Below are 20,892 nucleotides of genomic sequence, written 5' to 3'. Positions count from 1 at the left end.
CCGGGCAGACCGGAAGCCCGGCAACAGAAGGCGGCGGAGAACCATGCGCACCCTCGTCACCGGCGGCGCCGGCTTCATCGGATCGGAGTACGTCCGGCGGTCGCTGGAAGCCGACCCGGCGGCGCGGATCACGGTCCTCGACAGCCTCACCTACTCCGGCGTCGAGGCGAACCTGGCACCGGTGGCACACCACCCGGGCTACCGCTTCGTCCGCGGCGACATCTGCGCCCCGGGCACCGTCGACCAGGTGATGGCGGGCCATGACGCCGTCGTCCACTTCGCCGCCGAGTCGCATGTGGACCGGTCGATCGAGGGGGCGGGCCCGTTCGTCCGCACCAACGTCGTCGGTACCCAGGTCCTGCTGGACGCGGCGCTGCGCCACCGCGTGGGACGGTTCCTGCACGTCTCGACGGACGAGGTGTACGGCTCCATCGGCGAGGGCTCGTGGACGGAGACGTCACCACTGGCGCCCAACTCGCCCTACTCCGCCTCCAAGGGCGCCGCCGACCTCCTCGTGCTGGCCTACCACCGTACCCACGGACTGGACGCGGTCGTCACCCGGTGCACCAACAACTACGGGCCCCACCAGTTCCCCGAGAAGGTCGTCCCGCTCTTCATCACCCGCCTGATCGACGGGCTGCCGGTCCCCCTCTACGGCGACGGCCGCAACATCCGGGACTGGCTGCACGTCTCCGACCACTGCCGAGGTATCGAACTCGCCCTGCGCGGGGGCAGGGCCGGGGAGGTCTACCACATCGGCGGCGGGACCGAGGTCAGCAACCAGAAGCTCACCGGACTGCTGCTGGACGCCGTCGGCGCGGACTGGGACCGCGTCGAGTACGTGGCCGACCGCAAGGGCCACGACCTGCGCTACTCACTCGACGACACCAAGATCCGCGAGGAGCTGGGCTACGCGCCGCTCATCCCCTTCACCGAAGGGCTCGCCGCCACCGTCGCCTGGTACCGCGAGAACCGGCCCTGGTGGGAGCCCCTCAGGGCCCGGGCGGAGCAGCGGTGACCACCCGCTGGCTGGTCACCGGGGCGGGCGGGATGCTCGGCCGGGACGTGCTGGCCGAACTCGCCGCCGACCCCGGAACGAGCGCGACCGGGCTGACCAGGAGCGAGCTGGACATCGCCGACCAGGGGGCCGTGCACACCGCCGTCGCAGGACGCCATGTGGTCGTCAACTGCGCGGCGTGGACGGACGTCGACGCGGCCGAGCGGGCCGAGGAGGCCGCGACCGCGGTCAACGGCACCGGTGTGCGCCATCTCGCCCGGGCCTGCGCGGGCAGCGGATCCGTCCTGCTGCACGTCTCCACCGACTACGTCTTCTCCGGCGAGGCCGGGGCCCCGTACGCCGAGGGCGCGCCGACCGCCCCGGTCAACGCCTACGGCCGGAGCAAGCTGGCCGGGGAGCGCGCGGTGGCCGAGCTGCTGCCGGGGACCGGCTACACCGTGCGCACGGCCTGGCTGTACGGCGCCCACGGGCGCAGCTTCGTCCGGACGATGCTCGAACTCGCCTGCCGGCGCAGGACGCTGGACGTCGTCGCGGACCAGCACGGCCAGCCCACCTGGTCCCGCGCGCTCGCGGGGCAGCTGGCGGCGCTCGGCCGTGCCGCACTCACCGGCCGGGCCCCGGCGGGCGTCTACCACGGCACCGCGGCCGGCCGCACCACCTGGTACGGGCTGGCCCACGAGACCTTCCGGCTCAGCGGTCTCGATCCGGAGCGGATCCGCCCGGTGGGTGCGGCGGCCTTTCCCCGGCCCGCCGCCCGGCCGGCGTTCGGGGTGCTCGGGCACGGCCGCTGGCCCGGTGCCGGGGTACCGCCCCAGCACCGCTGGGAGCAGCAGCTGTCCGCGGCGCTGGGAACGCCCGCGTTCGCGGAGCTGGCTGCGGCGGCACGGGCCGCCGGCTGAGCGGCGCGGTCCGGCGGTGCCGGGGGCAGGGGGCAGGGGGCAGGGGGCGCGCCGCCGTCCAAGCAGGCCGAGGTGTTTTCGCCCCGCCGGGGCGCGCCGCAGGGCGGACCCGGCGGGGCTCCCGGCCGGAACCGCCGGGAGCCCCGGGCGTTCCGCGCCCCCTCTGACGGCCGGCCGGCGGCTCCGCCGCCCACCCGGCCGGGCAGGGCGGCGGCGCCGCGTTCCGCGCGGCCGGTCAGACCTTCAGCGGCCCGCCGCAGCGGGCCGCGCCCTCCTTCATGGCGATGAGGTTGGCCACGACGTAGGAGATGTCGTTCTTGGAGTGCCAGTCGGTCGGGAAGTACGTGACCAGGCGGGAGTTCTGGAACCGTGCCTCGATCTCGGGGACGAAGGCGCGGTACTGGTTGTCGGTGTAGTACCAGAACGAGTTCTCGTTGTAGAACGCGACATGGGTGGGGTCCTGGTAGGCGCCGCGGCCGTCGGAGCTGGGCGTCATGGTCAGGAGCATGCCGCCGGGCGCGAGCAGCCGGTACAGCTCGTTGATCAGCGGCACCTTGGCGGGCACATGCTCCAGGAAGTCCACCGCGCGCATCAGGCCGACGGAGTCGTCCGGCAGGTCCAGCCGCTCGGGCAGGGTCGCGACGATGTCCACGCCCTCCCCCGGGTGCTGGTCCACACCCAGGTAGCCGGGCGGCTTGCGGTGGGCCGCTCCGAGGTCCAGGGCGACCAGCCCGCGGCGCTGTGTCCAGGCGAGGGCGTTGGCCTCGATGTACTTGTCGTACAGCGCCACCGTCTCGCGCTGGATGCGGGCGTTGATCTCGGGGTCGCGCTGGGTGTTCGTGGAGTGGAGGCGCTGGAGGTACAGGCAGCGGTCGATGTGGTGGAAGTCCCCGGACTGGAACAGGCGGCACATCAGGTCCTGGTCGTCCAGGACCGCGCGGGCGGCGTCGTATCCGCCGGCCCTGTCGTAGGCGTCCTTGCGGAAGGCGCGGACGTGGTTGGGCGCGTACCAGATGTAGGAGACGTTGTGCGGCGTCGGTGCCATCGACGTGGCGGCCAGCAGCCGGCGGCCGTCCACGTCCACGTCCTGGTACTGCCAGCCGTAGACCTCGTTGAACCGGGAGTCGTCGCGTCCGCCGTCCTCGGTGATCTGGGCGGTGTTGCTGTAGACGAGCACGGCCTGGGGGTGCTCGTCGAACGCCTTCCCCAGCTCCGCCAGGCAGTCCTTCGCCAGGAGGTCGTCGTGGTCGAGTTCCACGAGGATCTCGCCGCGGGCGAGTTCGCACGCCCTGCGCTTGGCCGCACCCACTCCCTCGACCTCGTCCGCGATCTCCACCCGCACGCGGTCGTCCGGTCGTTCCGGCCGCCATCTGGCGCCGTTGTTGAGCAGGACGATCCACTCCCAGTCGGAGCGGGACTGCGCCTGCAGGGTCGCCAGGCACTCGTCCAGGAAACGGGGCCGGTGGCTGGGGGTGAAGACGGAGAACCTCGGTGTCGTGTTCGGCTTCATCTGAGGGCTACCTGCCTGGGCTCGTGGTGGGGGAGGGGCTCGGCCGCGCGGCGTCCCTGAACCGCGCCGGCACGTCGCCGTGCAGGGAGGCGTCGACGGCGACGGCACGGCGGTAGGCGTCCCGCGCCTCGCTCTCCCGGCCCTTGGCCGCCAGCGTCTCGCCGAGCTGGAAGTGGGCCGTGGAGGCCGCCGGATTGACGCTGACGGCCCGTTCGAGCAGCGTGATGGCCTGGTCGGGATCGCTCGCCTTGACCAGCACCGCCTTGTTGAACAGGGCAGAGGTGAAGGAGGGGTCGGTCTTCAGGGCGGCGTCGTAGGCCCTGAGCGCCTCGGCGGGCCTGCCGCTCTGCTGTGCGATGGCGCCCACGTTGAACCAGGCCAGCTTGTTGTCCGGGTCCACCTCCAGGGCCCGGCGGAAGGTGGCCTCGGCGCCGGGGAGGTCCTGGTGCCTGGCCTGCAGCAGGCCGGCCTGCAGCAGTGCTCCGGCGGTGAGTTCGTTGCGGGCCGCCGTGTCGGATGTGCCGCCCGCGGCGGTGGTCTCCGACGGGGTCATCACGGCCCAGGTGGCCGTTCCGGCGGCGGCCACGGCCGCCGCGCCGGCCCCCGCCCACAGTCGCCTACGTTTCACTTGGTCACATCGCATGGGGTCGCAGTGGTGATTCGGCGGCGTATACCGCTGAACCATTGGGTTTGCCGCCAAAGTTACGAGGTGACCGGTATGTCGTCATTCGTGGTGGAGGGCCGGGCCCGGCACATCACCCGAACGCATGCACAGGGCGCATGCGCGGGCCGAGGGAGCTGTCTTCACGCCCCGCCCTGCTACAGCCAGTCCCGGCGTTTGAAGACGAGATACAGGCCGACGCACACCAGCGCCATCAGTGCGAGGGCGAACGGGTAGCCGAAGCGCCAGTCGAGTTCGGCCATGTGGTCGAAGTTCATTCCGTAGACCGTGCCGATGAGCGTGGGCGCGAAGAGGATGGCGGCCCAGCCGGAGATCTTCTTGATCTCGTTGCTCTGGGCGTGGCCGGCCTCGGCGAGCATCTTCATCTCCTCGTTCTGCGCCTGCGAGACGAGGGTCGCGTTGACGGTGAGGATGTCGCCGAGCGCCTGGCGGAAACCGTTGACCCGCTCGGCCACGGTGGTGGCGTGGTCCGCGACGTCCCGGAGATAGCGCTGGAGCTCCTCGTCCGTGCCGTACTTCTGGAAGCCCGCCTGCAGCCCGTTCATGATCGTCAGCAGTGGCCGGGTGGCCCGCTGGAAGTCGACGACCTCGCGGGACAGCTCGTAGATCCGCCGGGACACCCTGGGGTCGCCGCCGAAGACCTCGGTCTCGATCTCGTCGATGTCGTGCAGCAGGCCCGCGATCACCGGGGCGTAGCCGTCCACGACCGCGTCCAGGATGGCGTACAGCACCGCCTCGGGGCCGAGGGCCAGCAGCTCCGGGTCGGCCTCCAGCCGCCGTCGGACGACCGCCAGGTCCGGGGTCTGGCTGTGCCGTACGGTCAGGACGAACTCCGGGCCGACGAAGACGTGGATCTCGCCGAAGTCGACCTCCTCGGCCTCGTCCAGATAGCGGGCCGGGCGCAGCACGACGAACAGCGTCTTGCCGTATCGCTCCAGCTTGGGGCGCTGATGGGCGACGATGGCGTCCTCGACGGCCAGTTCGTGCAGCCCGAACTGCCCGGCAGCCTCCCAGAGCTGGGCCGGAGAGGGCCGGAACAGCCCGATCCAGGCCATCGTGCCCGGCTCTCCGGGAAGCCGGTGGTAGATCTCCGCCAGCGACGCCGGCGTCTCCACCCGGCGCCCGTCGCGGTACAGGGCGGCGTCCACGAGGCTGCGTTCCAGCGGGGCGCGGTCCGGGGACCCGTGCTCCGCCCGCGGATCCATCGACTGCTCGGGAACGGGGTCGACCTGCCGGGCGGGCCCGGCCCGCAGCGGCCATCTGGCCGCCCGCGGCGCGCGCGGACGCTTGTCGGACATCGTCTGCACCTCGTCCTGCGGGATCGCTCGACCGCCGCATCCCTGGGCGATACGGCATGAACAGCCTAATTCGCGGCCGACGTGACCGCGATCACGGAGATGCGGGGCGGGGCGATCCCACCGGTTCCGGGTGCGGCCGCGGGCTCCGCGGTGGAGCGGGCGCGCGATCCCGCGGCCGGGGCGGGGCCGCCGTGGCCGCGGGGTGCGGCCGCGCTCCGGACCCGGCGGCGGTCCGGTGGGGGCGCGGTGCAGATGCGGGCCCCGCCGTCCGCCGCGGCCGGTGGCCCCCCGCCGTCCGCCGCGGCCGCCGGCGCGGCGGCACCGGCTACCTCAGCGCCAGGACGACGAACGCCCCGGCCAGCCCCAGCACCAGGGCGAACCCCGCGGGGGCCCAGCCGCCGTCCCGCCAGGGCAAGCGCGCGTCGAGCGACAGCCGCAGCGGTCCCACCGCGGCGACGGTGAGCGCGCCGGCGGCCAGGACCATCGGATAGACGAAGGCGGTGCCCGCGGCGGGCCACAGGCTGATCTCCGGGGCGAGCGCCATGGCGCCGGCCATGACCCCGATGCAGGCGGCCGCCGAGAGCGGGGTGAGCAGGCCGGCGGCAAGGCCCAGGCCGCCCAGCAGCTCGGCTGCCCCGGCCAGGCCCGCGTAGAAGACGCCGGGGTCCCAGCCGAACTGGGAGAAGCCCCGGCCCGCACCGTCCAGGCCCCGGCCGTCGAACCAGCCGAACAGCTTCCGGGCCCCGTGCCCGGCCAGGATCAGGCCGACGGCCAGCCGGAGCAGCAGCATGCCCGCGTCGGCCGCGCCCACCGCGGGGCGCGCCGGGCGCCCTCCGGGATCCTCGGGACGCCGGACACCTCCGGTCGGGAGTTTCATGGCGGTGTCACCTCCTGGGCCGATGCCGCGGCTCCCCGGGGGCCGCGGGTCGCCGGGGCCGCGGGTCGCCGGGGCAGCGGGTCGCCGGGGCGGTCGGGTGGAAAGCGGTCGTGGGCGCGCACCGGCGCATTCGCGCCTCACTGTCGATACTGCCCCTCCCCGCGGAGGTCGGCCACGTGCCGCGTGCCCGGCGTCCACCCGCGGACACCGGGCGCCGCGCACGGTCACGCTGTGCGCGGGAAGGGCACGGCACGCCGGGGACGGCGGCCATGAGCGTCCGCCGTCGGCCCGCCGGCGGGGAACCGCCGTGTATCAGCGCCGGCGGTCAGCCGAAGCGGCCCGAGATGTAGTCCTCCGTGCGATGGTCGGACGGGTTGCTGAAGAGCGTGCCCGTCTCGTCGAGCTCGATCAGCCTGCCATGGCGCACCCCGTCCCGGTCGATCTCCGAGCCGAAGAACGCGGTCCGCTCCGACACCCGCGCCGCCTGCTGCATGTTGTGGGTGACGACGACGATGGTGAACTGCTGGGCCAGGCGCTCCATGAGGTCCTCGATCTTCGCCGTGGCGATCGGGTCCAGGGAGGAGCAGGGCTCGTCCATCAGGATCACCTCCGGCTCGACGGCGATGGTGCGGGCGATGCACAGCCGCTGCTGCTGCCCGCCCGAGAGCGCAAGCGCCGAGGTCCTGAGCTTGTCCTTGACCTCGTCCCACAGCGCCGCGTGGGTCAGCGTCTCCTCGACGAGGTCGTCCAGGTTCCCCCTGAAGCCGCCGACCCGGGGACCGTAGGCGATGTTGTCGTAGACGGACTTGGGGAACGGGTTGGGTTTCTGGAAGACCATGCCGATGCGGCGGCGTACCTCGATGGGGTCGACCTCCCGGCTGTAGAGGTCCTCGTTGTGGTAGCGGACCTTGCCGACCACGCGGGCGTCCGGCAGCAGGTCGTTCATCCGGTTGAAGCAGCGCAGCACGGTGGACTTGCCGCAGCCCGAGGGCCCGATCATCGCCGTGATCTGGCGGGCCCCGATGTTCATGTTGACGTCGCGTACGGCCTCGTGGCCGCCGTAGAACACGGACAGGCCACCGACCTCGAAGACCGTCTCGGAGGGCGGTGGGGCGGCGAGGTGGGCCGGCAGCGGCGGAGGGGTGCCGCCGGGTCCGTGGCGGGAGGGTGGGTTCATGGGGCTTCCTCGTGGGGGCCGGGGTCCTTCGGTGGCGGGGCGCTCACCAGCGGTGGGTGAAGTGGTTGCGCAGCCAGATCGCCAGCGAGTTCATCAGCAGCAGGATCACCAGCAGGACGACGATGGCGGCGGAGGCGAGCGCGGTGAACTCGGCGCGGGACTGGCTGATCCAGTTGAAGATCTGGATCGGCAGCACCGTGAACTGGCTGTGCACACCGGTCGGGTTGAAGGTGATGAAGGTCAGTCCGCCGAGCAGCAGCAGCGGCGCGGCCTCCCCGATGGCGCGGGACAGCGCGAGGATGGAGCCGGTCGCCATGCCGGGCACGGCGGCCGGCAGTACCTGGCGCCGGATGGTCTGCCACCGGGTGGCGCCCAGCGAGAGCGAGGCCTGGCGGATGGACTGGGGGACCGCCCGGATCGCCTCCCTGGAGGAGATGATCACGATGGGCAGTACCAGCAGGGACAGCGTCAGCGAGGCGGTGAGCACGGTCTGGCCGAAGCCCAGTCCTCGGGAGATCACACCGAGGCCGAGGATTCCGTAGACGATGGAGGGGACGGCCGCCAGGTTCTGGATGTTGATCTCGATCGCCCGGTTCCACCACCGGTCCCGGTCGGCGTACTCCTCCAGATAGACCGCGGTGAGCACACCGGTCGGCAGGCAGTACAGGGCGGTGAGGGAGATGACCCAGACCGTGCCCGTGATCGCGGACCGGGCGCCGGCGCGGGACGGGTCGATGATGTCCGGGAAGTTGGTCCACAGCTTCGCGTCCAACCGGGGCCAGCCCTCGACCACCACATACGTGAGCAGGCCCGCCAGGAAGAGCACTCCGACGGCCAGCGAAGCCCGGAGGCCGAGCCGGAAGAACCGCTCGCGCAGCGGTGTGCCCCGCCCGGCGAGGCGGGGGACACCGGGCGGGTCGGAGGTGACCGCGGTGGGGATCATTCGTACACCTCCCGGTAGCGGCGCACCAGGCGGATGCTGATCAGGTTCATCACCAGGGTGAGGGCGAAGAGCAGCAGGCCCACGGCGAAGATCGTCTGGTAGCCGGTGGAGCCGGTGGGCAGGTCGCCGATGCCGGCCGCGGCGATGAACGCGGTCATCGTCTGCATGCCCTCGAGCGGGTTGAGGGTGAGGTTCGGCCGGCCGCCGGCCGCGATGGCCACGATCATCGTCTCCCCGATGGCGCGGGAGATCCCGAGGACGACGGCGGCGACGATGCCGGAGAGGGCCGCGGGGAACACGACCCTGGTGGAGACCTGCATACGGGAGGAGCCCAGCGCGTAGGCGCCGTCGCGCAGCGGGCGGGGCACCGCGGCCATGGAGTCCTCGGCGAGCGAGGCGATGGTCGGGATGATCATGATGCCCATGACGAAGCCGGCCGAGAGGGCGTTGAAGACCTCCGGTGGGTCGCCGCCCGGCCAGCTCCGCTGGAGGAACGGGGTGATGGCCCTGAGCGCGAAGAAGCCGTAGACCACGGTCGGGATGCCGGCGAGGACCTCCAGCACCGGCTTGAAGACCCCGCGGACCCGGTGACCGGCGTACTCGCTGAGGTACACGGCCGCCCCCAGCCCCAGCGGCACGGCCACGAGCAGGGCGATGACCGTGATCACCAGTGTGGCCGTCACCAGTGGCAGGACGCCGAACCGCGGCGGCTCGAACAGCGGGGACCAGTCGGTGCCGGTGATGAACGCCCCGAAGTCCACCTTGCCGAAGAACTCCACGGCCGGCGGGATGAGCGCGACGACGATACCGATCGTGGTCAGTACCGAGACGAGTGCGGCGGCCACGAGCAGGACCCTGACCGCGCGCTCGGACCAGCGCGACTGCGAGCGCCGCAGGAAGCCGGGGCTGCCGGGAGCGGTCCGGCGGCGCTGCGGCCGGGCGGTCACGGCGTGCGCTCCTCGCGCAGCCTCGCGAGATCCCGCCGCAGCTCTGCCTCCTGGCCGGGGCCGAGCGGGACGAACTGGGCGGCCCTGGCGATGTCGGCGCTGTCGTCGACGTAGGCCTCGACGAACGCCTCGACCTCCCTGCGGTCGAGGGCGGCGGCGCTGGGGTAGATGAGGAGGGGCCGTGACAGGGGCCGGTAGGTGCCGTTCTGGACGGTGGTCCGGGTGGGCGCGACACAGCCGTTCCCGCCGTCGATCTCCAGGAGTCGCAGTTCGTCCTTGTTCTCCTCGTAGTACGACAGGCCGAAGTAGCCCATGCCGCCCTCGGAGCCTGAGACGCCCCGCACGGTGACGTTGTCGTCCTCGCTCGGGGAGTAGTCGGTCCGGGAGCGGCCCTCCCCGCCGTTGACGGCGTGGGTGAAGTAGTCGAAGGTGCCGGAGTCGGGGCCGGGGCCGAACAGCTCCAGTGCGACATCGGGGAAGGCGGCGTCGACCTGGTTCCAGTTGTCGACCCGGGAGCCCGGCTCCCAGATCCGGTGCAGCTGCTCGACGGTGAGGCAGTCGGCGAAGTCGTTGTCCTTGCTCACCACGACGGACAGCCCGTCGTTGGCGATCCGCAGCTCCCCGTATGCCACGCCCTTCTCCGCGCAGTGGGCCTGCTCCTCGGCGGTGATCTTCCGCGAGGCGTCGGCGATGTCGGTCTCGCCGTTGCAGAGCTTCTCGAAGCCGCCTCCGGTCCCTGAGGTGCCGACGGTGATCCGCACGCCGGGGTGGTGCTGCTGGAAGAGCTGGGCGGCCGCCGTGGAGAGCGGGGCCACCGTGCTGGAGCCGTCCACCCTGACCGTGCCAGAGAGCCCGTCGCCTCCGGTGCCGGTGCCGGTGCCGGCGTCGGCACCGCCGCACGCGCCCGCTGCCGCCACGGCGGCTGCGGAGAGGAGTGCGCATGCCGCGGCTCGGCGCGGGGAACGGGGAATGTTCACGTCAGCTCTCGTCCTCGTCTGCGCACTCGCCGGTCGTCCGTGCCGTAGCCCGTCCAGTGGCCGCCAGAAGCGACAAAATACCCCATAAGGTTACGAACAGCCAGGGGTTCCCGCGACTGCCGGCAGCTGACTGCTGGTGCTGGGGCAGGTGTGGGGGCAGGTGTGGGTGTGGGGGTGGCATCAGGGGCGGCGCCGAGGCGCGTCCGGGAGGGGAGGGCGGGCGACGGCTGAGACCGGCGGATCGGCGATCGGCGATTCGGCGATCTGCGTGGTGGGCGTGGGCGGTGTGTGGCGTGCGGTGCGCGGAGCCGGGGCGTCGTGGCTCAGGTCGTCCCTCACGGGACATGGCCGGGATCCGCCGCTCCCGGGGGTGGCGTCCGTCGGTGCGGGTGCGGGTGCGGGTGCGGGTGCGGGTGCGGTGGGGCTCCGGCAGCCCTGCGGGCCCCGGCCGGTGCCGGTGGCCCCGGAGGTGGTGTCCGTGGGGCGCGGTGCCGCCGGTCCCGGTGGTCCCGCGGCCCCGACAACCCCGGTGGTGCCGGTGGTGCCGCCGGTCCCGGTGGTCCCGCGGCCCCGACAACCCCGGTGGTGCCGGTGGTCCCGGCGGGGCCGGAGGTGGCGTTCCGTTCGCGCGGTGCGGTTCCGGTGCTCCTGCCGGCCCCGGGGCGGCGTTCGGCGGCGTGGTGCCGGTGGTCCCGCTGCTCCCGGGGGCGGCGCCCTGGCGGTACCTTCCGGCTGGTCCGCGTTACTCCACGGAGCGCATCATGTTCTCCATCGAGGTGATCGAGGCCCGCGTCGTCGTCAGCTCCTCCAGGGTGCGCCGATGCAGTTCGACGTTGTCCTCAAGCAGTTCGGCGTACCTGGCCGCGAGCTGCTTGTACTGCTCCTCACGGGCCGCGAGCATCCTGGCCCGCCAGGTCGCGGCGACCTGCCACGCGACGACCATCAGGAAGAGGAAGACGCCGCCGGCGCCGATCGCTCCTGGCCAGTCCGTGTAGTTCACTTCGCCGACTCCTTCATGTGCTTCTCCTCCTGGGTGATGGTCGCGGCCGCTCGTACGACCGCTTCCGGGGTGAGGCCGATGGCGAACGGGGTGACCTCGACGTACTTCACGGCCTTGCCGTCCGCCGCCTGTTCGAGCGAGCCGGTGACGAGCCCGGCGGCCTCCAGTCGCTGCAGGTGCATATGCAGCAGGGGCCGTCCGATGCCCAGCCGGCGGGCGAGGCTGCTGACGTAGTCGCGGCCGCCCTCGGCGAGCGTCGCGACGATCCGCAGCCGGTGCGGGTTGCCGAGCGCCGCGAGGATCCGCAGCAGTTCGTCCCCGGTCGGGTGTGGGGCCGTGCCTCCGGTCATCACGTCCTCTCGCGGCTGCCTGTCAGCCAAAGCTGACACCTCAAGGGCGTGTGAGTAAAGGAGATCCGGCACATCTCAGGGGCGGAGGAGGGAGATCTCAGGGATGCCTCGGGGTGGCGGGGGTGACGAGAAGGCCCCTGGAATCCGGCGCTTCGGCGGATTCCAGGGGCCTTCCGGCCGGCGCGGGACACGGCCCGCCGGGCCGTCCCCGATCAGGACTGGTCCGCCGTGCGGTCCAGCGGCGGGTGGTCGAGGTGGGGAAGGAGGTGGCCCATGCGCTCCCGCTTGGCCCGCAGATAGACGATGTTCTCCTCGCGGGGCGGCGTCAGCAGCGGCACCCGCTCGCTCACCGCGATGCCGTGCCGCAGCAGCGCCTCCCGCTTCAGCGGGTTGTTCGACATCAGACGTACCGACCTGACGCCGAGGTCGTGCAGCATGTCCGCGGCGACGCCGTAGTCACGGGAGTCGACGGGGAGGCCGAGTGCGAGGTTCGCCTCGACGGTGTCCATACCCTCCGCCTGGAGCTGCATCGCCTGGAGCTTGGCGAGCAGGCCGATACCGCGTCCCTCGTGGCCCTGGAGGTACACCAGGACGCCGCGGCCTTCGCTCACGATCGCACGCAGCGCCGCGGACAGCTGGTCGCCGCACTCGCAATGGCGCGACCCGAAGGCGTCGCCGGTCAGGCACTCCGAATGCAGCCGGGTGAGGACGTCCTCTCCCGTGATGTCGCCGTATACCAGCGCGACCTGCTCGTCACCCCGAATGCGATCCAGGTAGCCGATGGCGCGGAAAACACCGTATGTGGTGGACAGTTGGACAGTTGCCATGCGCTCGGTGTTCTTGGCGTGAGCATCCATGTGGAGAGTGACATCGCTGTCTGTCATGGCCGGATCCTATCGGGTAGCCTCTGGCGGGAGTTGTCTTCACTGTGGAGATCTCGGCTGACGGGTTTTCGAAACCGGTTCGGATCGGCCGTATCCCAGGGAACGCGAAAAGTACAGGGAAGGAAAGGGGAGGGAACATGACCGATCCGCAGGAAAGGCCGCCGGAACAAGGACCGTTGCCGTGGGACAGCTCCGGTGACGCGGGTGCCCGGCGGGCCGGCGTCGCGGTCCTGCCAATCGGCAGCTACGAGCAGCACGGCCCGTATCTCCCGCTGGCCACCGACACGTTGATCGCCTGTGCGATCGCGCGGGAGGTCGCGGCCGCGTACCCGGTCCTCCGGTTGCCGCCGCTGACCTTCTCCTGTTCGCACGAGCACTCCGCCTGGCCGGGGACCGTCAGCATTTCCGCCATGACGCTCGGTGCCGTGGTGCGGGACATCGCCGAATCGCTCCGGCGGTCCGGCGTCCCGAATCTCGTACTGGTCAACGGGCACGGCGGAAACTATGTGCTGCGCAACGTGGTTCAGGAATCCCTCGGTACCGGTACCCGTATGGCGCTTTTCCCGGGTTCGGCCGACTGGGGTGCCGCCCGAGAAAGCGCAGGCGTGGAAACACCGTCGCACAGCGATATGCACGCGGGTGAGGTGGAGACATCGATTCTTCTGCATGACAGTCCCGAACTCGTCCGCCCCGGTCATATGACCTCCGATTTCCTCGCCGACGGCCGGGAGCATTTGCTCACCGTCGGTCTGCGCCCCTACACGGATACCGGTGTGGTCGGCCGGCCTTCCCTGGCATCGGCCGAGAAGGGCAAGGAGTTGCTCGCCTCTCTCACCGGCTCCTTCGGCGCGTACTTCTCGCTGCTGGGAGCGGAACGTTCCGCCGACCCGGACGGGGAGGGGGCCCGGTGAGCGGCCTTCCCACCGGCCGGCCGGCCGGCGCACTGGACGCGCGGAGCGCCTGGCAGCGGCTGCTGACCGTACGGACCGGGGCCCAGGCCGAGGCCGCAGGACTGCGCCCCGACGGGCACGGCCGCTACCGGTGGAGGGAGTCCGCCTCCGCCTCCGCCGAGGCGGACCTCCTCGCCGAGCGCTATCTGCCGCTCTGCCTGGCCGGCCCCCGCTTCGCCTTCGCCCAACTCGGCCAGAGCCTCGACGGGTTCATCGCGACCCGCGAGGGCGACGCCGACTACGTCACCGGCCCCGAGGACCGCGAACACCTGCACCGGCTGCGGGCGCTCTCCGACGCGGTGGTCGTCGGCGCAGGGACCGCCGTCGCCGACGACCCCCGGCTGACGGTCCGCGCCTGCGCCGGCCCGGACCCGGTACGGGTGGTCCTCGATCCGCACGGCCGGGTCCCGTCCGCACGGCGGCTGTTCACCGACGGCGCGGCCCCCACTCTCTGGGTGGTCGGCGCGGGCAGCGTCCCCGGGCGGGCCGGTGCGGACGGCACGGCGGACGCGGGTGTGGACGTGCTGGTCCTCCCCGACACCGCGGCGTTCGCCCCCCGCCGCCTGGTGCACGAACTCGCGCGCCGGGGCCTGGGCCGGGTACTCGTCGAGGGCGGCGGGGTGACCGTGTCCCGCTTCCTGCACGAGGGCGCCCTGGACCGGCTGTACATCACCGTGGCGCCGGTACTGATCGGCGACGGGGTGCCGGGCCTCGCCTTCCCCGGCCCGGACGCCATGCGGGACGCGCTCCGGCCGCCCGTGCGCCGTGCCTTCCTCGGCGACGACACCCTCTACGAACTCGACCTGCGCGCCCCGCGGTCCGGCGAGCCACTGGACGGCGAGCACGACGGCACCGGGAAGCGCGGCGGCGAAGGCCAGTAGCCCGTAGGTCACGGCAGTGCTCAGCCCCTGGGCACTGCCCAGGCCCGCGGCTCCGAAGGCCCAGGCGGTGACGCCCTCCCTGGGCCCCCAGCCGCCCACGTTCAGCGGCAGCGCCATCGCGAGCAGCGCCAGCACCATCAGCGGCAGCAGCTCGGTCGCCGCGGCTCTCGAGCCCGCGGCCCTGGCGGCGAGGAGGAACATGCCGAGATGCCCCGCAAGCACCGCGACGGACGAGATCAGCACGCCGGGACCGTGGCGCCGGCCGAGGTACGCCTCCCGCACCTCGGCCAGCGTGCCGCGGACCGCGCGGCCCCACCGGGAGGCCGCGGGACCTCCGCGGCGCCGCATGGCGACCACGGTCACCACGGTCACCAACAAGGCCGCTGCCGCGAGGGCCGCGGCAGGACCGGGCACCGCTGCGAACTCCAGGAGAGCGCCGCCCGCCCGGTCCAGCGGCCGGGACGGGTGCGCCACCAGCAGGGCGGCGCCGGCGGCCACCAGGACCGCCTGCCCGGCCACCCGTTCGAGGACGACCGCGCGCACCCCCCGGCCCATGGCCCCCGCGCTCCGCCCGTGCCGCACCGCCCGGTGCACATCGCCGGCCACTCCACCGGGCAGCGCGGCGTTCAGGAACAGGGAGCGGTAGTAGTCGGCGACGGCGGTACCGAGCGGGAGCCGGATGTCCAGCGCCCGTGCCACCAGGCACCATCGCCAGGCGCTCAGCACCGTGGTGAACAGGCCGATGCCGAGAGCGGCCAGCAGCGTGGCCGCGTCGATGCCGCGCATCCCGGCCACGAACGCGCTGGTGCCCTGCCACCACAGCGTCGCAGCGACCAGTGCGACCCCGGCGAGCATGCCCAGGCGTCCCCTGAGCGCTCTGGCAGCGAGGTGCCATGGGGCCGCGAGGGGGCGCCGGGCCGCGAGGCTCCCTGAGGTCGCGAGGCGGCGCCCGGTCGGGAGGAGGCGGCGTCGCGCCGGGAGGCGGTGCCCGGTCGTGAGCCGGTGTTCGGCCGTGTGACGGCGCCCTGCGGTGAGCCGGCTCTTGACCGCCGGGTGCTCGGTCGCCGAGGACTTGACCGCCGAGGGCCTGATCGAGGGCCTGATCGAGGGCCTGATCGAGGGAAGCCCGATCGCGGGCAGCCCGTTTGTGTGGTGTCCCGGGGCCGGCCGGTGCTGCCGCTCGGCCCCGAGCCGCGGTCCGGCCCCCGGGTGGCGTCCGGTGCCGAGGCCCCATCCGGTCATGGAGCGCCATCCGGTCATGGGGGCCGCCCCTGCCGCGGGGGGACGGCCTACCGCCGGGTGCGCCGGGTGCCGCGCGGTCACGGGGCGCCGCCGGTCCGCCCGGGCAGCGCCAGAACATCGCTGTGATGCACGGCCACGCGCAACTCCCCCGCCTCGCACGCCTCCAGCCGACGCCGCAGATAGGCGCCGGACCGGTCGGCGAGGTCCGGGCGCTGCTCGCACGCCGCGCCGACCCAGCCCCGCAGCCACTCCGCCGTCAGCCGCCGCGACAACCGTCCGTTCGGCGCGACGCCGCCACCGCCCGCGACTCCCGGGTCCGCGGCGGCCCCCGGAGTTCCGGGAGCTGCGGGAGCTGCGGGAGTTGCGGGGGTCCCGGCGGCGGGCTCGCCCGTCCAGCTGCCGAGCCGCCACGGACTGGTCTCCACCCGCACGGTCATGCCCTGGCGGGCGAAGGCGACCGAGGCCGCGGCGACCGCGTCCGGCCCGAGCAGCCGGCGGCCGTGCTCCTCCCGGCGCTGGTGCGCGTTGAAGGCGTCGGTGATCTCGTCGTCCATCGGGTCCGCCGGGGTGAGGTCCACCCGCCCCACGACCGACAGCGCGAGCAGTGCCGGGCAGCCGGCTCCGGCGCAGGCGGCGACCAGCCCGTCCAGCTCCTCCCTGGTGAGCAGGTCCAGCAGCGCGGACGCCGTGACCAGCGAGGTTCCCATGAGCCGTTCCGCCGTGAGCCGGGAGACGTCCCCGCGTTCCGTCGTGACCGTGACGGGGCTTCCGTCCGCGGCTCTGCGGGGCAGCCGGGAGGAGGCGAGTTCGAGCAGCCGGGGGTCGTGGTCGTGCAGGATCCAGTGCTGGCGGCCGCCCAGCCGGGGCGCCAGCCAGCGCCCCATCGAACCGGTGCCGCAGCCGAGATCCCGGATCACCAGCGGGGTGACCCGGTGGTGCCGTTGTGCAGAAGCGGCGCCGGGGCGCCGTTCCTGCGCCGCGCCGGGGAGATGGAGCCGCAGCGGCTCCAGGAGTTCGGGGGCGCGGGCCGCCGCATCGGCGGCCTCCCGGAGCGCCAGCCACTCCGGTGCGAAACGCGTGACATCGGTCGTACTCACACGGCCTCCAGGGGATTGTTCCGGAGCTGTTCCAGTGCTCTGGCCAGGTTCCGGGAGGTCGTTTCCCAGCCGGCCAGTGCGGTACGCCGCCGTCGCGCGGCCGTCTTGGAGCGGTGCCGCTCACCGGGCTCGGTGAGCCAGCGCCGCAGTGCCGCGGCGAGTGCCGCCGGGTCCCCCGGCGGCACCAGGGTGCCGGGCACGCTGCCGTCGGGCGCCCGCCCCACGGCTTCCGGGAGTCCGCCGGCGGCCGTTGCCACCACGGGGACCCCGCGGGCGAGCGCCTCGGTGGCGACCATTCCGTACGTCTCGGTGTGCGAGGCGAGTACGAGGAGGTCCGCGGCCGCGTAGCTCGCGTTCAGGGCGGGCCCGGACCGGGGACCGGCGAGGTGCACCCGTTCGCCGAGGCCGTGTTCGCCGATCAGCTCCCGGAGCCTGGCGGCATAGGCGGGGGCGTGGCCCGTCCCGCCGACGAGTTCGCATGTCCAGGGTAGTCCGGCGAGGGACGCCAGAGCCTCGATGAGGAGGTGCTGCCCCTTGCGCGGCGTCACGGAGGCCACGCAGAGCAGCCGGGGAGCACTACCGTCGCGGGCCGCACCGCTCCGCGCCTCACTTTTCCGCATGTCACTTTTCCGCATGTCACTTTTCCGCGTGTCACCGTTCCGGGCGGGGCCGTTCCGGGCGGCACCCGGTCCGGGGAGGGCGGGTGCCCCCGTCGCCGTCCCGGGTGCCAGCGGTGCGGGATCCGCGCCGGGAGCGGCGGCGTGCACCCGGCGCGGGTCGAGCCCGTGGTGCTCCACGAGCCGCCGCGCCGCCCACTCGCCGGGAGCCACGACCACCGCGGCGGCGCGCAGTGTCGTGCGCTCCGCTGCGTCCAGCTCCGCGGCCACGGCCGGGGCGAGGCCGGTCTCGTCCCCCAGCGGCAGGTGCACCAGCACCGCCAGCCGCAGCCGGTCGGCCTCGGGCACGACGACGTCGGGAACCCCGCACGCGACGAGCCCGTCCAGGAGGACCAGGCTGCCGTCCGCCGACTCGCGCAGGCCCCGCGCCAGTTCGGACCGCGGCCCGGCGCCGGGCCGCGGCCACGCGCCCGCGACGGCGTGCTCGTGGACCTGCCAGCCGATCCTGGGCAGCTCGCGGCACATCCGCCGGTCGTAGATGTTTCCGCCGCTCGGCGAGGTCGGGTCGTCCACGCCCCCCGGCATGACGAACCGGACGGCCCGGTCGGCCCGGACGGCCCGGACGTCCCGGTCGGGCCCATCGGCGGTGGTGCGGTGCCGGGAGCGGGCGCCCACGGCGTCCGCACTCACAGATCCCGCTCGTAACTCGCCCACGCGATGTGCGACTCGTGCAGCGTGACCGAGATCCCGGCCAGTCCGCGCGCGCCCTCGCCGAGTGCCCCCGCGTGCACCCGGTCCGCGAGCCGGTCGGCGATGACCCTGGCCAGGAACTCGGTCGAGGTGTTGGTCCCGGCGAACTCGGGCAGCTCGTCCAGATTGCGATAGGTGAACTCGCTCACCACATGACCCAGTTCGGTGGTGGCGAGGCCGATGTCGACGACGAGATTGTCGGCGTCCAGCTCGGCGCGGCGGAAGGAGGCGTCCACGAGGTAGGTCGCTCCGTGCAGACGCTGTGCGGGTCCGAAGACCTCGCCCTGGAAGCTGTGAGCGATCATCAGGTGCTCACGGACGGTGACGCTGAACAACGGCGGTGACCTCCCGGTCCTACGGCTCGGCCACCGACGGGCGGCCGTGTCCATCAGTACGGCCGGAGAGTACTGCGTGTTCAGGGGCGCAGGTCGTTCCGATGCCCGCGGGGTCCGGGGGGCGTCAGCCGCCTCCGCTACGGGGCGCCGTACACCACCCGGTGGCACAGGCCGGGGAGTTCGCCCGCGGCGATCCGGGACAGCACCGAGGGCAGTTCCTCGAAGGCGCACTCGCCGGTGATCAGCGCGTCGAACACGGGGTCGGCGAGCAGTTCGAGCGAGAGCGCCAGCCGGTCGGCGTAGCTGCGGCGGGAACGGCGGGCCTCGGCCACCCGCCCGACCTGGCTGCCGCGCAGGACCAGCCGGCCGGAGTGGAAGGCCTCGCCGAGCGGCACGCTGACCCGGCGGTCGCCGTACCAGCTCAGTTCCAGCACCGTGCCCTCCGGCGCGAGCAGTTCCAGCGAACGGGTCAGCCCGGCCTCGGTCGCGCTGGCGTGGACGGCGAGGTCGCAGCCGCCGAGAGCTTCCTCCGGGAGGGCGAAACCGACGCCCAGTGCCTCGGCCAGGGCGGCTCGCGCCGGGTTCGGGTCGACCAGCTGCACCCGCACGCCCGGATACCGGGCGAGCAGGGCGGCGACCGAGCCGCCCACCATGCCGGCGCCGACGACCGCGATCCGGTCGCCCACCAGGGGCGCGGCGTCCCACAGGGCGTTGACGGCGGTCTCCACCGTCCCCGCAAGTACCGCCCGTCCGGCGGGCACCGTGTCCGGCACCGGGGTGACCGCGTGCGCCGGAACGACGTAGCGGCTCTGGTGCGGATGGAGGCAGAACACCGTCCGGCCGAGCAGGTCGGCCGGTCCCTCCTCGACGACACCGACGCTGAGATAGCCGTACTTGACCGGCCCGGGGAACTCGCCCTCCTGGAACGGCGCCCGCATCGCCGTGTACTGGCCCTTCGGTACCCCGCCGCGGAAGACGAGGCTCTCCGTACCGCGGCTCACCCCGGAGCAGAGGCTGCGCACGACCACGTCGCCCTCGCCGGGCTCCGCCAGCCGGACTTTGCGAATCTCGCCCCGACCCGGGGAATTGAGCCAGAAAGCGCGTGCGACGCGCTCCATCCGCGACCTCCCGCTGAACACTCACGCGACGGATTACGTTCTGAAAATCATGAGAACCGCGCACACCGTACGCGGCGCTCGTCGACTCTGTCACACGTCCGGAGGGTGGTACCGCGGTGGCCCTGATCGGCACATACGAGGTTCGGCTGCTGCGTCCGGAGACGGCGGCGGGCGCGGGCGGGCTGGCCGTCCTGCTGGTCCTGCTGGACGCGGCGACCGGACTGGGCGCCGCCGGCTGGCTCGCGGGCGGGGTGTTCACGGTCGGAATGTGGGCGCTGCTGACGCGTGCCCTGCACCGGTCGTGGCCACCGGAGCCGTTCGGCCCCGCGAACACGGTCACGCTGGTCAGGACGGCGCTCGCCGGCGGGGTGGCCGCGCTGGTCGCGGAGTCCTCCGCGAGCGGGCCCCGGACCGCCGCGCTGGTCGCGCTGACCGCGGTGGCGCTGGTCCTCGACGCGGTCGACGGCCGGGTCGCCCGGCGCACCGGCACGGAGTCCGCGCTCGGCGCGCGCTTCGACATGGAGGCCGACGCCTTTCTCATCCTGGTGCTCAGCGTTCATGTGGCGCTCTCCCTGGGCGCCTGGGTGCTGGCCATCGGCGCGATGCGGTACGTGTTCGTCGCCGCGGCGCGGATGCTGCCGTGGCTGAACGGCCCGCTGCCCCCGAGCACGGCCCGCAAGACCGTGGCCGCCCTCCAGGGCGTCGTCCTGCTCGCCGCCGCCACCGGCCTTCTGCCGCCCGTCGCCGCCCTGCTGCTCGTCCTCGGCGCGCTGGGGGCCCTCGTCTGGTCCTTCGGCCGTGACATCCGGGGCCTGTGGTACGTCGGGACCCGCGAGGGCGGCCCGGTCGCGGGCACCTTCCGGCACCGCTCGGCGGTGGTCCGGGGGCGGGCGCGCGAGGGGGTCTGATCCGTCGGCCGGGTGAGGGGGTGGCGGGCGCGGGGGGCCTGCCACCCCCTCACCGTGCCGCTCGGCGAGGCCCGGCCGCCGGCGTTCCGGCTTGTCGTACCGGCCTGTCGTACCGGCCTGTCGTGCCGGCTTTTCGCGTGGGCCTTGCGCGTGGGCCTTGCGCGTCGGCCGCGGACCGGCGGATCCGACGGAAGTCTGCGGCGCGGTACCGCGTCCGGACATCAGCCCTGCGGCGTGCAGATGCGTGCCCGTGTCCGGTCTCTCGCGCACGGGCACGCGCACGCGCAGCCGACCGTCCCGGCCAGGGGCGGGCGCGGGACGGTCGGTGCGCGGAGCACGGTGAGCGGGCAGGGTCCTGGAGGTGGTGCCCCGGGCTGTGTCCGGTCCGGCAGGGACGGGCGCTCCGACCGCCCCGCTCGCCGCCGATCCACG

20 protein-coding genes and 1 pseudogene are annotated in these 20,892 nt (G+C 73.3%); 5 read left to right on the top strand and 16 right to left on the bottom strand.

Annotation, left to right across the window (positions count from 1 at the left end):
- The first annotated feature begins 43 nt into the window (after positions 1-43).
- Entirely contained in the window at positions 44-1,018 is a 975-nt protein-coding gene (rfbB, locus tag SCWH03_RS12645) for a dTDP-glucose 4,6-dehydratase (RefSeq protein WP_173264283.1), read from the top strand.
- The gene (rfbD, locus tag SCWH03_RS12640; protein ID WP_173264282.1) at positions 1,015-1,917 is read left to right on the top strand and encodes a dTDP-4-dehydrorhamnose reductase; all 903 of its coding nucleotides are present in this window, start codon (positions 1,015-1,017) and stop codon (positions 1,915-1,917) included. Before rfbB ends, rfbD begins: the two co-directional genes overlap by 4 nt.
- Before the next feature lie 235 nt (positions 1,918-2,152).
- Here rfbD and SCWH03_RS12635 read toward each other — a convergent pair whose 3' ends face one another.
- The 11 genes from SCWH03_RS12635 to ribA all read right to left on the bottom strand — a co-directional run bounded on the left by SCWH03_RS12635 (position 2,153) and on the right by ribA (position 12,535).
- Positions 2,153-3,427, bottom strand: coding sequence for a glycosyltransferase (locus SCWH03_RS12635; RefSeq protein WP_173264281.1), 1,275 nt, complete (start codon positions 3,425-3,427; stop codon positions 2,153-2,155).
- A 7-nt stretch (positions 3,428-3,434) separates the two neighbouring features.
- On the bottom strand, positions 3,435-4,055 hold the full coding sequence (locus SCWH03_RS12630) for a tetratricopeptide repeat protein (protein ID WP_173264280.1): 621 nt from the start codon (positions 4,053-4,055) through the stop codon (positions 3,435-3,437).
- A 191-nt stretch (positions 4,056-4,246) separates the two neighbouring features.
- Positions 4,247-5,407 carry a magnesium and cobalt transport protein CorA gene (locus tag SCWH03_RS12625; protein WP_173264279.1) on the bottom strand — a complete coding sequence of 387 codons (1,161 nt, stop codon included), beginning with the start codon at positions 5,405-5,407 and terminating at the stop codon, positions 4,247-4,249.
- A gap of 325 nt (positions 5,408-5,732) precedes the next feature.
- Positions 5,733-6,284, bottom strand: coding sequence for a DoxX family protein (locus tag SCWH03_RS12620; RefSeq protein WP_173264278.1), 552 nt, complete (start codon positions 6,282-6,284; stop codon positions 5,733-5,735).
- Positions 6,285-6,609: 325 nt separating this feature from the next.
- Positions 6,610-7,461, bottom strand: coding sequence for a phosphate ABC transporter ATP-binding protein PstB (gene pstB / locus SCWH03_RS12615; RefSeq protein WP_254076719.1), 852 nt, complete (start codon positions 7,459-7,461; stop codon positions 6,610-6,612).
- A gap of 43 nt (positions 7,462-7,504) precedes the next feature.
- The gene (gene pstA / locus SCWH03_RS12610; RefSeq protein WP_173264277.1) at positions 7,505-8,404 is read right to left on the bottom strand and encodes a phosphate ABC transporter permease PstA; all 900 of its coding nucleotides are present in this window, start codon (positions 8,402-8,404) and stop codon (positions 7,505-7,507) included.
- On the bottom strand, positions 8,401-9,351 hold the full coding sequence (gene pstC, locus SCWH03_RS12605; RefSeq protein ID WP_173264276.1) for a phosphate ABC transporter permease subunit PstC: 951 nt from the start codon (positions 9,349-9,351) through the stop codon (positions 8,401-8,403). The genes pstA and pstC overlap by 4 nt, the downstream gene beginning before the upstream one ends.
- Positions 9,348-10,328, bottom strand: a complete 981-nt coding sequence (locus SCWH03_RS12600) for a PstS family phosphate ABC transporter substrate-binding protein (protein ID WP_173264275.1) — start codon at positions 10,326-10,328, stop codon at positions 9,348-9,350. Before SCWH03_RS12600 ends, pstC begins: the two co-directional genes overlap by 4 nt.
- A gap of 742 nt (positions 10,329-11,070) precedes the next feature.
- On the bottom strand, positions 11,071-11,271 hold the full coding sequence (locus SCWH03_RS12595; RefSeq protein ID WP_254076745.1) for a hypothetical protein: 201 nt from the start codon (positions 11,269-11,271) through the stop codon (positions 11,071-11,073).
- A gap of 53 nt (positions 11,272-11,324) precedes the next feature.
- The gene (locus SCWH03_RS12590) at positions 11,325-11,678 is read right to left on the bottom strand and encodes an ArsR/SmtB family transcription factor (RefSeq protein ID WP_173264508.1); all 354 of its coding nucleotides are present in this window, start codon (positions 11,676-11,678) and stop codon (positions 11,325-11,327) included.
- 212 nt (positions 11,679-11,890) lie between these two features.
- On the bottom strand, positions 11,891-12,535 hold the full coding sequence (gene ribA / locus SCWH03_RS12585) for a GTP cyclohydrolase II (protein WP_173264507.1): 645 nt from the start codon (positions 12,533-12,535) through the stop codon (positions 11,891-11,893).
- Positions 12,536-12,699: 164 nt separating this feature from the next.
- Between ribA and SCWH03_RS12580 the strand changes: the two genes are divergently transcribed.
- Together SCWH03_RS12580 and SCWH03_RS29010 are read left to right on the top strand one after the other, a co-directional pair.
- Positions 12,700-13,473, top strand: a complete 774-nt coding sequence (locus tag SCWH03_RS12580; protein ID WP_173264273.1) for a creatininase family protein — start codon at positions 12,700-12,702, stop codon at positions 13,471-13,473.
- On the top strand, positions 13,470-14,393 hold the full coding sequence (locus SCWH03_RS29010; RefSeq protein ID WP_254076718.1) for a RibD family protein: 924 nt from the start codon (positions 13,470-13,472) through the stop codon (positions 14,391-14,393). The genes SCWH03_RS12580 and SCWH03_RS29010 overlap by 4 nt, the downstream gene beginning before the upstream one ends.
- A 42-nt stretch (positions 14,394-14,435) precedes the next feature.
- Here SCWH03_RS29010 and SCWH03_RS12575 read toward each other — a convergent pair.
- The 5 genes and pseudogenes from SCWH03_RS12575 to SCWH03_RS12555 form a co-directional block, all read right to left on the bottom strand.
- Positions 14,436-15,248 (bottom strand): annotated as a pseudogene (locus SCWH03_RS12575) (lysylphosphatidylglycerol synthase transmembrane domain-containing protein); the annotation flags it as partial.
- Positions 15,249-15,712: 464 nt separating this feature from the next.
- On the bottom strand, positions 15,713-16,732 hold the full coding sequence (locus SCWH03_RS12570; protein ID WP_173264272.1) for a class I SAM-dependent methyltransferase: 1,020 nt from the start codon (positions 16,730-16,732) through the stop codon (positions 15,713-15,715).
- Positions 16,729-18,039: a glycosyltransferase family 4 protein gene (locus SCWH03_RS12565; RefSeq protein WP_173264271.1), complete on the bottom strand. Its 1,311-nt coding sequence runs from the start codon at positions 18,037-18,039 to the stop codon at positions 16,729-16,731. Before SCWH03_RS12565 ends, SCWH03_RS12570 begins: the two co-directional genes overlap by 4 nt.
- On the bottom strand, positions 18,036-18,434 hold the full coding sequence (locus tag SCWH03_RS12560) for a 6-pyruvoyl trahydropterin synthase family protein (RefSeq protein ID WP_173264270.1): 399 nt from the start codon (positions 18,432-18,434) through the stop codon (positions 18,036-18,038). Before SCWH03_RS12560 ends, SCWH03_RS12565 begins: the two co-directional genes overlap by 4 nt.
- Before the next feature lie 137 nt (positions 18,435-18,571).
- Positions 18,572-19,552 carry a zinc-dependent alcohol dehydrogenase gene (locus SCWH03_RS12555; protein WP_173264269.1) on the bottom strand — a complete coding sequence of 327 codons (981 nt, stop codon included), beginning with the start codon at positions 19,550-19,552 and terminating at the stop codon, positions 18,572-18,574.
- A gap of 116 nt (positions 19,553-19,668) precedes the next feature.
- Here SCWH03_RS12555 and SCWH03_RS12550 point away from each other — a divergent pair, with 116 nt between their 5' ends.
- On the top strand, positions 19,669-20,460 hold the full coding sequence (locus tag SCWH03_RS12550; RefSeq protein ID WP_173264268.1) for a CDP-alcohol phosphatidyltransferase family protein: 792 nt from the start codon (positions 19,669-19,671) through the stop codon (positions 20,458-20,460).
- The last annotated feature ends 432 nt before the right edge of the window (positions 20,461-20,892 follow it).

It is taken from the genome of Streptomyces pacificus (genome assembly GCF_011766325.1).
Lineage (GTDB): Bacteria > Actinomycetota > Actinomycetes > Streptomycetales > Streptomycetaceae > Streptomyces > Streptomyces pacificus.
This window is presented reverse-complemented; position numbering and strand designations above follow the sequence as displayed.

Bases quoted from the DNA above. Each gene is read 5' to 3' on its own strand.
- pstA (WP_173264277.1), bottom strand. From the start codon at position 8,404: ATGATCCCCACCGCGGTCACCTCCGACCCGCCCGGTGTCCCCCGCCTC.
- ribA (WP_173264507.1), bottom strand. From the start codon at position 12,535: ATGGATGCTCACGCCAAGAACACCGAGCGCATGGCAACTGTCCAACTG.
- pstB (WP_254076719.1), bottom strand. From the start codon at position 7,461: ATGAACCCACCCTCCCGCCACGGACCCGGCGGCACCCCTCCGCCGCTG.
- SCWH03_RS12555 (WP_173264269.1), bottom strand. From the start codon at position 19,552: ATGGAGCGCGTCGCACGCGCTTTCTGGCTCAATTCCCCGGGTCGGGGC.
- SCWH03_RS12595 (WP_254076745.1), bottom strand. From the start codon at position 11,271: ATGGTCGTCGCGTGGCAGGTCGCCGCGACCTGGCGGGCCAGGATGCTC.
- rfbB (WP_173264283.1), top strand. From the start codon at position 44: ATGCGCACCCTCGTCACCGGCGGCGCCGGCTTCATCGGATCGGAGTAC.
- SCWH03_RS12580 (WP_173264273.1), top strand. From the start codon at position 12,700: ATGACCGATCCGCAGGAAAGGCCGCCGGAACAAGGACCGTTGCCGTGG.
- SCWH03_RS12635 (WP_173264281.1), bottom strand. From the start codon at position 3,427: ATGAAGCCGAACACGACACCGAGGTTCTCCGTCTTCACCCCCAGCCAC.
- SCWH03_RS12590 (WP_173264508.1), bottom strand. From the start codon at position 11,678: ATGACCGGAGGCACGGCCCCACACCCGACCGGGGACGAACTGCTGCGG.
- SCWH03_RS12620 (WP_173264278.1), bottom strand. From the start codon at position 6,284: ATGAAACTCCCGACCGGAGGTGTCCGGCGTCCCGAGGATCCCGGAGGG.
- SCWH03_RS12625 (WP_173264279.1), bottom strand. From the start codon at position 5,407: ATGTCCGACAAGCGTCCGCGCGCGCCGCGGGCGGCCAGATGGCCGCTG.